Here is a 15,911-nt window from a genome sequence, read left to right as displayed (position 1 = left end):
GAATCAGGAGGACGAAGACGAGCGGTACGATCAGATGAAGCTCGAACTGGGGTAAGCCGCCAAGGGCGGCTCAAGGTTTCATGGGCGCCTTTGAGGCGCTCACAATCTCAAGCCACCGGCTTTGCCGGTGGTATCTGACTCTAATGATTGAAGGTCCCATTGAGAAAATCGATTCTCTCAAAGCCACGGGAAATCACTTCTTTGATTCGCTGCGCATACAATAATTCGATGGCTAACCCTGCGGTCAAGGCCGCTCCCTACGGTCGCTGGGCGCTGCGCGATAAAGCCGCGCAGCGCCCCTTACCTTGAACGTTGGGGCTATCCATATCACCGTATGGCTTTTTGTATGGGCTAGTGCTAGTCTGTATCCATGGCAAAAACTCGCTTTGATTGGGACTCCGACAAGGACGCCGAGAATCAGGGGAAGCACGGGGTTTCTTTCTCCCGCGCCCAGCAAGCCTTTGCAGACCCGCAGCGCGTGATTGCCAAGGACGAGACGCACAGCCAGACCGAAGAGCGGTTCTATTGCTTTGGCGAAATTGATGGTGGTGTGCTCACGGTGCGGTTCACTTACCGGGCTTCGATTATCCGAATCATCGGCGCCGGTTATTGGCGCAAAGGAAAGGCGATCTATGAGCGCGAAAATCAAATACACCGATGAACCTCTTGGCAAGGTTCAAGTGGTTCCCGACTTCCTTCCGTCGCCAGCCGAATTGGCATTTCGTGAAGAAGGTGTGAAGGTAACCTTGGCTCTGAGCAAGAAGAGCATCGAGTTCTTCAAAACGGAAGCCACAAAGCACCACACGCAGTATCAGCGCATGATTCGGCGGCTTCTCGATGCCTATGTTGACGGCCAAGCCCCAACCCTGCAGTCCACACGGACGCTGCGCGATAAAGCCGCGCAGCGCCGGTGACTTCTACGTTGGGCGTCTCAATAGTCTTTCGTCTCGTTACTCGAAGGAGTGTCCGTGTCAAATCAAATCCTTCTTGGCAAGCGCGTGCTCGTCACCCATGCCGACGCGTTCATGGGTCCCATCCTGTGCGAAGTGTTCGTCAATCACGGCGCCACAGTCATTCCGAGTAGCGACCCTCTTGTGAGCGCTGACGCGCCTGACGCTATCGTTGCTGCGGTAGGGCGTGTCGATATCCTTGTTGCCAATTTGGCAATACCCGCGCCGACTACCGCAGCCACGGAAGTTTCTGACCAAGAGTGGAACGACACTTTTTCCGCCCTCGTGCATCCGTTGCAAAGATTGTTCCGTGCCGTCCTGCCACCCATGATCGGCCGCCGCTCGGGCAAGATTCTCGTCATGGGCAGCGCATCAGCGCTGCGAGGAATGAAACACACGTCAACTTACAGCGCTGCCCGCGGTGCCCAGCTTGCCTATGTGCAAGCCGTAGGCGTGGAGGTTGCCCCCCACAATGTTCATGTGAATGCTATCGCGCAGAACTTCGTTGATAACCCGACTTACTTCCCGCTCGACGTTCAAAGCAATCCAAGGTTCCAGGAGCGGCTAAAGCGCGAGGTTCCTTTGGGGCGTCTTGTAGCGGCCAGAGAAGACGCTGAATTTGCTGCCTACCTTTGTAGCGAATCAGCCAATTGCTTTGTCGGGCAAGTGTTTCCTGTTTGCGGTGGCTGGGTGGTGCGCTAGTGCAGCCGACGCCCAACTCTGCATTCAACCCGGACGGGCGCGATAAAGCCGCGCCAGGCGGTTAATTCTCACGTTGGGCTTCACAATGAGCATTACGCGTAACCTTTGACTTAACTACGGCAATGCCGTATATATAAAACTATGTTCACGGTCATTGAAACCCCTACATTCGTCCGCCTCGCCAGCGACTATTGGAACGACGAAGATCGAACTGATTTCATCAACTTTATCGCTGGTGATCCTGAGGCTGGAGATGTTGTGCCCGGATCGGGAGGCGTAAGAAAGGTTCGTTGGGGGAGCGCTGGTCGTGGCAATCGTGGTGGTGTGCGAGTCATTTACTTCAATCGTCTCGCCAATGGAGAAATCTGGTTATTGCTGGTCTACCGAAAATCCGTGCACGAAAACATTCCTGCACACGTGCTTCGGCAGATCAAGGAGGAAATCGAAAATGCGTAAAGCCAAACAAAACCCTGTCGACCGTCAACCCCAAATTGACGTCGGCGCTGAATTGCTGACGTCGGTGCGTGAAATGAAGGCCGGCATTCGTGCGCGAGTTCATCGTCCCGAAATTTCCGAGGTTGCGCACGCACGGTTGGTCGCCGGGCTTTCTCAATCTGCCTTTGCAGTGCTGCTCGGAGTTTCCGTACGCACGCTTCAAGATTGGGAGCAAGGTCGCCGCGAACCATCTGGTGCAGCAAAAACCCTCTTTCGCGTTGCGGAACGTCATCCTGAAGTTCTGCAAGAACTTGCTGCCTAAAGAGCCCAACCCATCATTCCACCGGACCTTCGCGAAAAACCGCGCCAGCCGGTTAATTCAGACGTTGAGGCTGTAGAAAAACCCGTTTTGCATCAAAATTCAGTCGTAGAAAATGGCGCGGATTGGTCGCGCCATTTTTATTTTCTGTCTTGCCGGGCGAAGGAACCTGAGTCGTTCCTGTTTGGGTAGCCGATTAGAGGGCGGCAAGGTCGATTGCCTTCTCGACGCTCGCGTTATCCGTTCGCCGCATAGGCCGAGGCGCCGATGTCGTCATTCCGGTAGCGGGCGTCAAACCCCGACAGGTCGAAGTCGTGATCGAGCAGGTGATGGATGGCGTGGGCGAAGCTGCCGGGCAATAGCTGTTTCTCCAGATCAACGGCCAAGAACCGGGGACTCAGATCCACTACCTTGTAACGCGCCATGTCCTATCTCCCTATCCAATGCGCATTGGATCGTTGATATTCCATTCGGTTCACGGCACGATGCGGATATATACAGACTTTTTCTACAGCGTCGTTAGACCGCTTGCACATGAATATTCGCCAACTCACTCCAAATGATCTTCAGGCTTTGCTGGAGCTTTATCGGCATTTGCATGAGTCAGACTCTGCGCTACCTGACGCAAATGAAATTGATTCCGTCTGGTCGGAAATCATGTCAAATCACAGGCTCAAGTATTTTGGTGGTTTCTTCGCCAACAATCTGGTGTCCAGTTGCACTATTTTTCAGTCATTCCCAACCTCACGCGAGGTTGCCGTCCTTACGGCGTGATTGAGAACGTCGTCACACATTCTGCGTATCGTAGGCGGGGCTGCGGTTCAGCCATTCTTCAAACCGCTTTGTCTCACGCGTGGTCTGTCGGTTGCTATAAAGTTATGTTGCTTACTGGCCGCAAAGACGAAGCTACCTTGCGGTTTTACCAATCGGCGGGGTTTGACCCAAATGGAAAACAAGCTTTCATTGCCAAACCCGCGGTCTAACCATGCGGTCGAGAGGGGCGGCCTACAAGCTGCGCGTGCAGGCCGCCCCAGTGGTTGTGGTAATGATGCAATTGGGCCGATAATGACCGGCCAGCAGGGAATTGGAAGCACTGTCGATTTTAGCGCGATATCCCGTCTTGCGAGACGGCAGGGAGGCAACATTGACCAGCACCGCATTCATCACCCACCGCGACTGTTCTCTGCACGACATCGGATCCTATCATCCGGAGAGTCCGGCGCGTTTGAGCGCAATCAGCGATCATCTGATTGCCCAGGGGCTGGACCACTATTTTATTTTTCACGACGCGCCGCTGGCGAGTTTTGAGCAACTCATGCGCGTGCATCCGGCCGCGCATCTGGAGCGCTTGAAACGAGCTTCTCCGGTCCTTGGCGTGGTGCACATCGATCCGGATACGGCGATGAATCCGCACACTTGGAATGCCGCGCTACGCGCCGCAGGTGCTGGTGTCATGGCGGTTGACCTGGTGATGGCCGGTGAGGTGCAGAATGCCTTCTGCTCTGTCCGTCCGCCGGGTCACCATGCCGAACGCGCGAATGCGATGGGTTTTTGTTTTTTCAACAACATCGCTGTGGCGGCAATGCACGCACTCAAGGCGCATGGTCTTTCACGCGTGGCGATTGTCGATTTCGACGTGCACCACGGCAATGGAACCGAGGATTGTTTCAAGGACAACGAACAGGTGCTGATGGTCGGCATGTTTCAGCACCCCTTTTATCCCTATAGCGGTACGGATAACCCGGCGTCCAATATAGTCAACGTGCCGCTGCCCGGCGGTACCGGGGGGGGAGAGTTTCGACAGGTGGTCAATGAGGTTTGGCTACCGCGACTGCGCCAGTTCAAGCCGGAGATGATTCTTATCTCGGCCGGTTTTGATGCACACAACGAAGACGACATGGGCAGCATGAAGCTCAATGAAAAGGATTACGCCTGGGTCACCGAGCAGATCAAGCAACTTGCCGGTGAGACTGCCCAGGGACGCATTGTCTCGATGCTAGAGGGCGGCTATGTCCTGTCGGCGCTGGCACGCAGCGTTGCCGCTCACCTTAAGGTTCTGGCTGGCATCTGACAGTTTTTTCCGGCCTGTCTATCGGTCAACTCGCCGGCGACTGCAGGGTAAACCGTCATTCCGGCGCAAGCCGGAATCCAGATTCGTCCATCTGATCAAGATGTTAAAAGACCTGTTTGATAAACGAACTGGATTCCGGGTCAAGCCCGGAATGACAGTAAATCAATGGGTTAGCGGTAGAACAAATTTGCACTGGCCGCGACTGCGTTTTTCATGGTTTGGCAAGGCGCCTTCGGTTAAAATTGCGAAGTTAATTTTCTGGTGCTTCACTCATGAATACGATTACCGGGTCCATTGTTGCAATTGTCACCCCCATGCACGAGGATGGCAGCCTTGATCAGGCCGGCATGCGACAACTCGTCGACTTCCATGTGCAAGAGGGTACTGACGCCATCGTCGTTGTCGGGACCACCGGCGAGTCGCCAACCGTCGATGTTGAAGAACATCATGACCTGATTCGGTTGGTTGTCGAGCAGTCCGCGGGCAGGGTTCCGGTAATTGCCGGGACCGGCGCCAATTCAACGGCGGAAGCCATCGAAATGACGCATTTCGCCAAGCAGGCAGGGGCCGATGCCGCCTTATCGGTCGTGCCTTACTACAACAAGCCGACACAGGAAGGCCTCTACCGGCACTTCCGGGCGATTGCCGAGGCGGTAGATATCCCGGTGATTCTTTACAATGTTCCCGGTCGTACCGTGGCCGACATGAGTTGCGACACCACCTTGCGTCTGGCCCAGATCCCCAATGTGGTTGGGGTCAAGGATGCCACCGGCAATATTGATCGCGGGTGCGAACTCGTGGCGCGTGCGCCGGAAGGCTTTGCGGTCTATAGCGGTGATGATCCCAGTGCCTGTGCCTTGATGCTGCTCGGTGCGCAAGGCAATATTTCGGTGGTGGCCAACGTCGCACCGCGCTTGATGCACGAAATGTGTGTGGCGGCACTTAAGGGTGATCTGATCAAGGCGCGTGAGTTGCATTTCCGTCTGCTCGGTCTGCACCGCCAGTTGTTCTGCGAAGCCAATCCAATCCCCGTCAAGTGGGCGTGCCAGCAATTGGGGCTGATCAAGGAGGGGATTCGCCTGCCATTGACTCCCCTGTCGCCGGAGTGCCATGAACGTGTTCGTGTGGCCATGCGCCAGGCGGGTTTGTTGACCTAATTGCTTTGCTCCAGGAATACCCGATGAAATTTGCTTTTTTGCGTTTGATTTTTTGTGCCTTGGCGGTCGTACTGGCGGGTTGCAGTACGCTCGGTATCGAATCCAAGAAAATTGACTATAAGTCGTCCTCGGCTGTAAAGGTTCCGACGCTTGAAATTCCGCCCGACCTGACCTCGCCGGCGCGCGACGATCGCTTTGCCGTGCCTGATGTCAATGGCAAGGGGTCGGCAACCTTCTCGGCGTATTCCGTTGAGCGCTCCCCGCAGGCACGGGCTCAACAACAAAGCGATATTCTGCCGCAGGTCGACAAGGCTCGCATCGAGCGATCGGGTAGCCAGCGCTGGCTGGTCGTTGCCGGAACGCCTGACAAACTCTGGGGGCAGGTCAAGGATTTCTGGCAGGAAACCGGTTTCCTGATCAATCTTGAACTGCCAGAAGCTGGCGTGATGGAAACCGACTGGGCAGAAAACCGCGCCAAGATAGGGCAGGACATGCTACGAAATCTTCTTGGCAAAGTGATCGATTCGCTCTATTCAACGGCTGAGCGCGATAAATTTCGCACACGTTTCGAACCCGGCAGCGAGCCGGGCACCACGGACGTTTTCATCAGCCATCGCGGCATGTATGAAATATACGTCTCGGAAGGGAGGGAGCAGACGCGCTGGCAGCCCCGTCCCCCAGACCCGGAACTCGAGGCCGAAATGCTGCGCCGCCTGATGGTTCGCCTCGGCACGGAACAAAAGCAGGCAGACATCGCCGTTGCGCAAGCCAAGGAGAAACCAGTCGATCGCGCCAAACTGGCGCGCGGCAACGACGGTGCCGGCACGCTAGAAGTTCAGGAGTCGTTTGACCGTGCCTGGCGACGTGTCGGGCTGGCGTTAGATCGTGTTGGCTTTACCGTCGAGGATAGAGACCGTTCCAAGGGCTTGTACTTCGTGCGCTATGTCGACCCGGAAACCGACGGGCAGAAAAAGGACGATGGATTCCTGTCTAAACTGGCGTTCTGGAAGGGAAGTGCACCCAGTTCCCAGACGAAATACCGTATTTTCGTGAAGGACGGTGGTGCTTTGACCACGGTTCAGGTACTTTCCTTCGAGGGCGGTATTGACCAGTCCGAAACGTCAAAGAAGATCCTCAGCCTGCTCTACGACCAGTTGAAGTGATGCGCTTTGCCTCGCTGGGCAGTGGCAGCCAGGGGAATTGCCTGGTTGTCGATGCCGGCGACACCAAACTTCTACTTGATTGCGGTTTTTCAACCCGTGCAACAGTTGAAAAACTCGGGCGTCTGGCGCTATCCCCTGACGCAATAGACGGCGTCCTGGTTACCCACGAACACAGCGACCACATCGCTGGTGTTTTCAAGTTCGCCAGCCGTTTCGAGATTCCGGTCTATCTCACCCACGGCACCCACAGCGCCGCACCACGCGGCAAATCTGCCTTGCCAGAGTGTCGCCTGATTGACACGCATTTCTCTTTTGCCATCGGCAGCTTGGAGATACACCCGTATCCGGTCCCACACGATGCGCGAGAACCCGTTCAATATGCCTTTTCCAACGGAGTGCACCGCCTGGGCGTGCTCACCGATAGCGGATCGATAACGCCGCACATCATCGACGTGCTGCGCGTCTGCGATGCCCTGGTTCTCGAATGCAATCACGATCAAGACCTGCTGGCGGCATCTGCCTACCCGCTAATGCTCAAGCGTCGGATAAGCGGAAATTTCGGCCATCTGGATAACACTCAAGCGGCTTCACTGTTGCGGCAGATTGAGACACGGCAATTGCAGCACATTGTCGCAGCGCATCTTAGCGAGCAAAACAACCGCCCTGAATTAGCGGTGAATGCCCTGGCATCGGCTCTGAACTGCACCGAGGACTGGATTGGCGTGGCGTGCCAGGAAAGTGGTTTTGGCTGGCGCGAACTGCTTTGACAAACGGAACTTTTCAAAATTACGCAGGCCATGACACAAGCAGCCTGACCGAATAGGGTCGTCATTCCGGCGCACGCCGGAATCCAGATTCGTCCATCTGATCAAGATGTTAAAAGACCTGTTTGATAAACCTAGAAACCTCACCGCAAAGGCGCAAAGACGCGAAGATCGCAAAGAAAACAAGGTGTTGCATGGTTTCCCCCATTCACCATATGGGTGAGCGCCATGGACAAGAACAACAAGATCTAAGCTGTTGATTTCTTTGCGGCACTCTGCGTCCTTCGCGCCTTTGCGGTGAACAACTGAGTTTTTAAGGATAAACGAACTGGATTCCGGGTCAAGCCCGGAATGACGCAAATCAATGGGTTAGCGGTAGAACAAATTTATCCTGCCGCCCCCGGCAGATAGTCTTCAAAATTACGACAAGCGCTCCCCGCCAACCTTCAAATCGGCCACAGGCTGCAAGTCCTGCGCCTGACTGCCGAAGTCTGCCTTACCCAGCACCTGCTGCGCAGCGCCGACCCCGATACCGGCCAGGGAACCGGTCATGCCGTACTGATAAGCCAGGTCACCCCCGAGGGCGGCGCTGTCCGAACTGGCCAGATGACGATCGAGCAGCGCATGCATCACCGCCCACGGGGAGACCACCGTCGACGCCACGCGGGCGGCGTCAAACGCGGCGACCAGGCCCTTGAAATCGAAAGTCTCAAGCTTGTTGTCAAGCAGCGGATCGCTCGACGCGGCATCAAAGCCGGCCATGGCCTCGGCGACGATCTGCAGCGTGACAATATTCTGGTTGGCGGTACCGGAATACCAGTTCTTGAAGTTCAAGCCCTCGCTGCTGCCCGTATTGAGTAGCAGGTCATTGCTGCTCTTACTCAGGCTCAGGTCGGTGTAGGTGATGCCGCCGCCGAGCGAGATCGTCTTGCCGCCGGCGCCAACCGTAACCGTGTCAAAACCGTCGCCCTGGTTAAAAGCGATGAGGTCGGCGCCCGCGCCAGTGATAATGGAGTCATTGCCAGCGCCACCGATTAGCAGGTCGGCGCCGCTGGCTCCATCCAGAATATCGCTCCCCGCGCCACCGATCAACAGGTCTTTGCCAGCGCCGCCATATAACTTGTCCGAGCCAGCGCCACCCTGGATAGCGTCATTGCCAGCACTGGCCCACAGCACATCATTACCATTGCCGCCGTCAAGCAGGACATTGGCGTAGGTGTAGCGCTGGCTGGTCAGGTCAACCACATCGTCGCCGTCGCCGGCGCGAATCGCCTCGATGCCGACAATGCGCGGACCCATCGCCCCCGGCAACGGGCTAAACCCATCGTCGAGGAAAACCGCATCGTTGCCAGAGGTGCCGCGCAGCACATCCTCACCACTGCCGCCGTCGAACAGGTCAAAAGGCGTCACCCGGCCGGTGATGCTGACCATCTCGCCGCTGCCAGCCTGACCGGGGCTGCCGGCGTTGAACGCGACATAGCCGGAAACCCAGTGGCCGTCGGTGCTCATCAGCAAAGTGTCGTCACCGGCGCCGCCATAGAGCGCATCGCTGCCGCTGCCCCCCGTTAGCGTATCACTGCCGGCGCCGCCAATGACAATGTCGTTACCAGCGCCGCCGTCGAGAACGTCATTACCGGAGAGGCCAGTCAAGATATCGCTGCCGCTGCCGCCGGTAGTGACGAGCGGGGCGGCAGCCACTACCGCCAGGTGGAAGAGGGCGTCGGCAGTGGCGCCGGCGGCATCGGTCGCGCGCACGCGCAAGGCCAGGTCGGCGAGATTGCCGATGCCGGGAGCGCCGCTGAAAGTGCGGCTGGCGGCATCGAAGCTAAGCCACGCCGGCAACGCATCGCCGCTGGCCAGGCTGGCCGAGAGGCTAAGCGTATCGCCGACATCGACATCGCTGAAGGTGTCGGCGGCAACGGTGTAGTGGAAACTCGCATTCTCGACCAGGTTCTGGTCGGCGATTGGGGTGGCGACGAGCGGCGCGGTGTTGGCGCTGGCGATGGCTGCTGTCGCAGCGCTGGCGATTGATTCAGCGCTGCCGTGGCCGTCCGTGTAAGAAGCCGCAACACGCACCTGCTGTCCGACCTGCGCTTCGCTCAGCGTGAAGCTGCTGGCGGTAGCGCCGGCGATGGAAATCCAGGTGCTGCCGTCGGCCGAGGACTGCCACTGGTAAGCGATAGCGCCCAGGCCATCTGCATCGGCCAGAGTGTTGGCGGCAGTCAGAATTTGATTCTGGCTGGCCGTGCCACTCAGGGTCACGACACCGGTCGGCGCGTCATTGACGTTGGCGATAGCCGCCGTTGCTGTACTGACAACGGATTCCGAGACGCCATGGTCGTCAGTGTAGAAAGCTGCAACACGAACCTGTTTGCCAACCTGCGCTTCGCCCAGCGTGAAGCTGCTTGCAGTGGCGCCAGTGATGGCGGACCAGGCGGTGCCGTCGTTCGAGGATTGCCACTGGTAAGCGATAACGCCCAAGCCATCCGCATCGGCCAGAGTGTTGTCGGCAGTCAGAATCTGATTCTGGCTGGCCGTGCCGCTTACCGACACGGTACCGGTCGGCGCGTCATTGACGTTGGCAATGGCCGCTGTCGCTGAACTGGTAACTGATTCAGCGGTGCCGTGACCGTCGATGTACGAAGCGGCAACGCGAACCTGTTTGCCGACCTGAGCTTCAGTCAGCGTGAAGCTGCCGGCGGTAGCGCCGGCGATGGCGTTCCAAGTGGTGCCGTCGACCGAGCTCTGCCACTGGTAGCCGATGACACCCAGGCCATCCGTATCGGCCAAGGTGTTGGCGGCAGTCAGTGTTTGATTTTGCGCGGCGGTGCCGGTGAGGGTCACGACACCGGTCGGCGCGTCGTTCGCGTTGCTAATGGCTGCCGTCGCGGCGCTGGCGACCGATTCAGCGGTGCCGTGACCGTCGGTATAGGACGCCGCAACACGCACCTGCTGGCCGACGTGCGCTTCGCTCAGCGTGAAAGTATTTGCCGTCGCGCCGCTGATGGTACTCCAGTTGGTGCCGTCGGTTGAGGACTGCCATTGGTAAGCAATAGCGCCCAAGCCATCCGCATCAGCCAGAGTGTTAGCAGCGGTCAGAATCTGGTTTTGCACGGCGGGGCCGGTGAGTGTTACGGCACCGGTCGGGGTGTCGTTGACGTTGGCGATGACCGCTGTCGCTGCACTGGCGAGGCTTTCCAGCATGCCGTGACCATCGGTATAGCTGGCGTTCACACGCACCTGTTTGCCGACTTGCGCTTCACCCAGCGTGAAGGTATTTGCCGTGGCGCCGCTGATGGCGCCCCAGGTTGTGCCATCGATCGAGGACTGCCATTGGTAAGCGATAGCACCCAGACCATCTACATCGGCCAGGGTGTTGCTGGCGGTCAGAATCTGATTCTGGCTGGCTGTGCCACTTACCGACACGGCGCCGGTCGGCGCGTCATTGACGTTGGCGATGGCCGCAGTGGAAGCACTGGCGCGGCTTTCAAGCGTGCCATGGCTATCGGTATAGCTGGCGTTCACGCGAATTTGTTTGCCGACCTGCGCTTCGCCAAGTGTGAAACTACTGCCCGTAGCACCAGCGATGGAATTCCAGGTGGTGCCGTCGGTTGAGGATTGCCACTGGTAAGCGATAGTACCCAGGCCATCTGCATCGGCCAGGGTGTTGCTGGCGGTCAGAATCTGATTCTGGCTGGCCGTGCCACTTACCGACACGGCACCGGTCGGTGCGTCATTGACGTTGGCGATGGCCGCTGTCGCTGAACTGGTAACTGATTCAGCGGTGCCGTGACCGTCGGTGTAGGACGCCGCAACACGCACCTGCTTACCAACCTGCGCTTCGCCCAGCGTGAAGGTACTTGCCGTCGCGCCGCTGATGGCACTCCAGGTGCTGCCATCGATTGACGACTGCCACTGGTAAGCGATGACACCCAGGCCATCCGCATCGGCCAGAGTGTTAGCAGCGGTCAGAATCTGATTTTGCGCGGCGGAGCCGGTGAGAGTTACGGTACCGGTCGGCGCATCATTGACATTGGTGATGGAGGCGGTGGAAGCACTGACGCGACTTTCCAGCATGCCGTGACCATCGGTATAGCTGGCGTTCACACGCACCTGTTTGCCGACTTGCGCTTCACCCAGCGTGAAACTGCTGGCGGTGGCGCCGCCGCCGATGGTGGTCCAGTTGGTGCCGTCGGTCGAGGACTGCCATTGGTAGCTGATGACGCCCAGGCCATCTACATCGGCCAGGGTGTTGGTGGCTGTCAGTGTCTGGTTTTGCGCGGTGGTGCCGGCGAGGGTTACGGAACCGGTCGGCGCGTCATTAACGTTGGCGATGGACGCAGTGGAAGCGCTGGCGCGGCTTTCGAAGGTGCCGTGGCCGTCGGTGTAGCTGGCGTTCACGCGGATTTGCTTGCCGACTTGCGCTTCACCCAGCGTGAAGCTGCTGGCGGTAGCGCCAGCAATGGCGTTCCAGGTGGCGCCGTCGGTTGAGGATTGCCATTGGTAAGCGATGACGCCCAAGCCATCGCTATCGGCCAGGGTGTTGGCGGCGGTCAGCGTCTGGTTTTGCGCATCGGTGCCGGTGAGCGTTACGACGCCGGTCGGCGCGTCGTTCGCGTTGGTGATAGCCGCTGTCGCTGAACTGGTAACTGATTCAGCGGTGCCGTGACCGTCGGTGTACGAAGCCACAACGCGAACTTGTTTGCCCACCTGAGCTTCAGTCAGCGTGAAGCTGCTGCTCGTGGCGCCGGTGATAACACTCCAGGTTGTGCCATCGATCGAGGACTGCCACTGATAGCCGATGGAACCTAGGCCATCCGCATCGGCCAGGGTGTTGGCGGCGGTCAGAATCTGATTCTGCGCGGCGGTACCGGTGAGAGTCACGGCACCGGTCGGCGCGTCATTGACGTTGGCGATGGCGGCGGTGGAAGCACTGGCGCGGCTTTCAAGCGTGCCGTGACCGTCGGTATAGGACGCCGCAACACGCACCTGTTTGCCAACCTGCGCCTCACCCAGCGTAAAAGTACTTGCCGTCGCGCCGCTGATGGCATTCCAGGTGCTGCCATCGATTGACGACTGCCACTGGTAGCCGATGACACCCAGACCATCTGCATCGGCCAGGGTATTACTGGCGGTCAGCATCTGGTTCTGCGCCGCCGTGCCGCCCACCGAAACGCTGCCCGTGGGGTCGGCATTGGCGCCGCCACTGGCCACGGTGACCGTGAACGCATTGCTGGCGACACTCGCGCCGGCCAGATCAGTCGCCGTGACCTTGAGGCTAACACTGCCCACGTCGCCGTTGGTCGGCGTACCGCTAAAGCTCCCGGTGGCCGCGTTAAATGACAGCCAGGAGGGCAGGGGTGAGCCATCTGCTCTGGTCGCGGCGAGGGTCAGCACGTCGCCGGCATCCGGATCGACGAATAGGGTCGTGGGAAGCACGAAACTAAGCAGGCTGCCTTTGCTCACCGTTTGATCGGCAATATGGCCATCAGTCCCGAAGGTGGTGTCCGGTGTTCCGTCGGCGTTAAAGCGGGCCAGAATGAAGTCGGTCGTCGACCAGTCCGTCGTGTATTTCCCGCCAGCGACAACGATCTTGCCGTCGGCCAGCACCTTGATGGAATTGCCACCACTGAATAAAGAACTGACCGCCGTGGTCACCAGGCCCGCGTTGCCAAATCCTGCATCCAGGCTGCCATTGCTGTTGTAGCGCGCCAGGGCCAGATTGTTGTTATAAAAGCCCGTGAGCAGAATCTTCCCGTCGGCTTGTAGGGCGATGGAATTGCCGTATTGCATCGGGTTGACCGCGGTTTCAGCCCGGCCATTGGCGCCGAAACCGGCATCCGGCGAACCGTTGACGTTGTAACGGAGCAGGAACGCGCCAGACGAGTCCGTGCCAAACGCCAGGACTTTTCCGTCGGCTTGCGCCAGGACGGCATGGGCGATATCTGTCCCGCCCGAATCGATCGTGATGATTCCGTCGCCAGAAAAACTAGTGTCCAGTGACCCGTTGGCGTTGTAGCGCTGCACGACAAAATCGTAGTTGTTCTGATCCGCGTCAGCCCCCCAGCCGGCGGCGAGTATCTTCCCGTTGGCTTGAATGGCGACCGATGTCAAATATTCCTGGTAATAGCCAGCAGTGCTCACCGCCTTGCCGTCACCGTCAAAGCTAGTATCCAAAGAACCATTGGTGTTGTAGCGCACCAGGGCGAAATCGCTATTTGAACTGGAGTTGCCCGAACTAAAGCCGGCCAGCACGATTTTCCCATCGGCTTGAAGCGCCATCGAATACGCTTGATCCCAATTGGTGCGGATATCGGTCGTTACCTTGCCGTCACCGCTAAAGCTGGTGTCCAGGCTGCCGTCGCTGTTGTAACGCGCCACGGAAAAATCGCTTGCCCCTTGGTACGAGAAGCCGCCAACCACAATCCGACCATCGGCTTGTACGGCAACGGCATAGCTATCGTCGGTGTACGCGCTAAGCGCCGTCGTGACTTGGCCGTCGCCATCAAAACTCGTATCGCGCGCGCCATCGCTGTTGTAGCGCAGCACGGTAAAGTCGCTGTAGCCATTGACCAGACTGGTGCCCGAGACCAGGTATTTGCCATCGGCCTGGGCGGCGACGCTGTATCCCCACTCGGTTTTCGAGCCGCCATCGGTGGTGACGACACCGGGGGAAGACAGGTTCCCCAAAAACACCGGGGCTGTGTTGCTCAGGGCCAGGGCGCCGCTGAACTGACGTTCGAGCGTGCCGTTCCCGTCAAGGTAACTGGCGGCAACGCGCACTTGCTTACCGAGTTGAGCGCCAGACAAGGTAAAGGTGCTGGCTGTGGCGCCGCTGATGGCGCTCCAGTTTGACCCATCGGTCGAACTCTGCCATTGGTAACTCATCGTCCCCAGCCCATCCGCATCGGCCAGCGTGCTGCTCACGCTGAGCACCTGGTTCAATGCCGCGACGCCGTTGATGGTCACCGCCCCGGTCGGCGCGTGATTGAACGCACTGATCGCCGCGGTCGGCGAACTGGCGACCGATTCGAGTTTGCCCTGACCATCGGTATAGCTGGCAATGACGCGAACCTGCTTGCCGACCAGGGTCGCCGGCAAGGTATAGGAATTCGTCGTGGCGCCGCTGATGGCGCTCCAGGTCGTGCCGTCGGTCGAGCTTTGCCATTGGAAGCCAAGCGCGCCCATTCCGTCGGCGTCGGCCAGGGTGTTGTTGGCGTAAAGCACCTGGTTTGCGGAGGCCGTGCCGACAATGCTCAAGTCGCCTGTCGGCGCATGATTCAGGAGCGTAACAAGGTCCTGGATAGTCCAGACGGTATGGTCCGAGAATTCAATCTGCTGAATCGGATTGCGCGGGTTATTCGGTGACCCATCGAGGTAGAAGTTCTGAATCATCACGCTATCGCTGCTGCCGATAATGCGCACCACAAGATCACTGCCGGAACGCACCACCGCCACGTCTGCCGTGCTGATCCCCGCCGCGAAGCGAAGCGTGTTTTTCTTGCCTGCCGAGGCGTCGCTTGCCTCGCTGATCGTGTCCTGCCCACCGCCACGGGCAAACACATAAACATCGTTGCCGGCGCCGCCATCGAGGAGGTTGTTGTTCGTGTTGCCGCTCAGGACATTGTCCAATGCGTTCCCGCTGGCGTTGATGGCTGCCGAGCCGGTCAGCGTCAAGTTCTCGACATTGGCCGACAACGTCCAGGTGACGCTCGACTCGATCAAATCGATGCCCGCGTCGAGCCCTTCGCTAACGACGTCGCCGACGTTATCGACGCTGTACGTGTCATTGCCCAGGCCGCCAGCCAGGCTGTCGACGCCTGCTGCACCATCCAGAACGTTGTCGCCGTCATTGCCCAGCAGCCAGTTATCGAGCGCGTTGCCGCTGGCGTTGACGTTGGCTGTTCCAGTCAATTCGAGGTTTTCCAGATTCTCGCCCAGGGTGTATGACCCGGCGCTGTGGACGCCATCAATCCCTTCGTTCACGCCCTCGCTTACGATGTCGCCAAACCCCACGATGTACTCATCATTCCCCTGGCCGCCAGCGAGCAGATTGGCCGCGGCATTCCGCGAGCCGTCCAGAGTGTTGTTCGACGCATTGCCGGTGCCGGAGAGGGCCTCCGATCCGGTCAATACCAGGTTCTCCAGGCGGCCGCCCAGCACGTAGGAAATGGAGGCTTCAACCGTATCGAGTCCGTAGACGGAATCGTCCTCGATCACATCACCCACATTGTCGACGACATAGGTGTCCCGGCCCCAGCCGCCGCGCATGAGGTCGGCGCCGGCGCCGCCATCGAGGCGGTTATCGTCATTGTTACCGGTCAGCACATTGTTCAGCGCATTGCCGGTC

Annotated in this window: 13 protein-coding genes; 11 read left to right on the top strand and 2 right to left on the bottom strand. The window is 58.6% G+C overall.

The window, feature by feature from the left end:
* Nucleotides 1–370 precede the first annotated feature (370 nt).
* The 5 genes from Q1J43_RS15555 (at nt 371) to Q1J43_RS15535 (ending at nt 2,409) form a co-directional block, all read left to right on the top strand.
* Nucleotides 371–661, top strand: coding sequence for a BrnT family toxin (locus Q1J43_RS15555; RefSeq protein ID WP_301103424.1), 291 nt, complete (start codon nt 371–373; stop codon nt 659–661).
* On the top strand, nt 633–914 hold the full coding sequence (locus tag Q1J43_RS15550; RefSeq protein ID WP_301103423.1) for a hypothetical protein: 282 nt from the start codon (nt 633–635) through the stop codon (nt 912–914). Before Q1J43_RS15555 ends, Q1J43_RS15550 begins: the two co-directional genes overlap by 29 nt.
* Before the next feature lie 54 nt (nt 915–968).
* Complete coding sequence (locus Q1J43_RS15545; protein WP_301103422.1) at nt 969–1,652, top strand: SDR family oxidoreductase; 684 nt, start codon at nt 969–971, stop codon at nt 1,650–1,652.
* Between the two features lie 141 nt (nt 1,653–1,793).
* Nucleotides 1,794–2,108 (top strand): transcriptional regulator, encoded by a 315-nt coding sequence (locus tag Q1J43_RS15540; RefSeq protein ID WP_301103421.1) that lies wholly within the window; start codon nt 1,794–1,796, stop codon nt 2,106–2,108.
* Entirely contained in the window at nt 2,101–2,409 is a 309-nt protein-coding gene (locus Q1J43_RS15535) for a helix-turn-helix domain-containing protein (protein ID WP_301103420.1), read from the top strand. The genes Q1J43_RS15540 and Q1J43_RS15535 overlap by 8 nt, the downstream gene beginning before the upstream one ends.
* 233 nt (nt 2,410–2,642) lie before the next feature.
* Here the strand turns inward: Q1J43_RS15535 and Q1J43_RS15530 are convergent, their stop codons facing one another.
* The gene (locus Q1J43_RS15530; RefSeq protein WP_301103419.1) at nt 2,643–2,831 is read right to left on the bottom strand and encodes a hypothetical protein; all 189 of its coding nucleotides are present in this window, start codon (nt 2,829–2,831) and stop codon (nt 2,643–2,645) included.
* A 109-nt stretch (nt 2,832–2,940) separates the two neighbouring features.
* Here Q1J43_RS15530 and Q1J43_RS15525 point away from each other — a divergent pair, with 109 nt between their 5' ends.
* From Q1J43_RS15525 to Q1J43_RS15505, 6 genes are all read left to right on the top strand, one after another.
* On the top strand, nt 2,941–3,180 hold the full coding sequence (locus Q1J43_RS15525) for a hypothetical protein (protein WP_301103418.1): 240 nt from the start codon (nt 2,941–2,943) through the stop codon (nt 3,178–3,180).
* Entirely contained in the window at nt 3,177–3,389 is a 213-nt protein-coding gene (locus Q1J43_RS15965) for a GNAT family N-acetyltransferase (protein WP_366141932.1), read from the top strand. The genes Q1J43_RS15525 and Q1J43_RS15965 overlap by 4 nt, the downstream gene beginning before the upstream one ends.
* 161 nt (nt 3,390–3,550) lie before the next feature.
* Complete coding sequence (locus Q1J43_RS15520; RefSeq protein WP_301103417.1) at nt 3,551–4,477, top strand: histone deacetylase family protein; 927 nt, start codon at nt 3,551–3,553, stop codon at nt 4,475–4,477.
* A gap of 272 nt (nt 4,478–4,749) precedes the next feature.
* Entirely contained in the window at nt 4,750–5,634 is an 885-nt protein-coding gene (gene dapA, locus Q1J43_RS15515; RefSeq protein WP_301103416.1) for a 4-hydroxy-tetrahydrodipicolinate synthase, read from the top strand.
* 23 nt (nt 5,635–5,657) lie between these two features.
* Nucleotides 5,658–6,797: an outer membrane protein assembly factor BamC gene (bamC, locus tag Q1J43_RS15510; RefSeq protein ID WP_301103415.1), complete on the top strand. Its 1,140-nt coding sequence runs from the start codon at nt 5,658–5,660 to the stop codon at nt 6,795–6,797.
* Nucleotides 6,797–7,564 carry an MBL fold metallo-hydrolase gene (locus tag Q1J43_RS15505; RefSeq protein ID WP_301103426.1) on the top strand — a complete coding sequence of 256 codons (768 nt, stop codon included), beginning with the start codon at nt 6,797–6,799 and terminating at the stop codon, nt 7,562–7,564. Before bamC ends, Q1J43_RS15505 begins: the two co-directional genes overlap by 1 nt.
* 417 nt (nt 7,565–7,981) lie before the next feature.
* Here the strand turns inward: Q1J43_RS15505 and Q1J43_RS15500 are convergent, their stop codons facing one another.
* On the bottom strand, nt 7,982–15,898 hold the full coding sequence (locus Q1J43_RS15500) for a putative Ig domain-containing protein (RefSeq protein ID WP_301103425.1): 7,917 nt from the start codon (nt 15,896–15,898) through the stop codon (nt 7,982–7,984).
* Nucleotides 15,899–15,911 lie beyond the last annotated feature (13 nt).

The sequence above is a fragment of the Propionivibrio sp. genome, from assembly GCF_029255185.1.
Lineage (GTDB): Bacteria > Pseudomonadota > Gammaproteobacteria > Burkholderiales > Rhodocyclaceae > Propionivibrio.
Note: the sequence above shows the minus strand (reverse complement) of the source record. Positions and strands in the feature narration are given on the sequence as shown.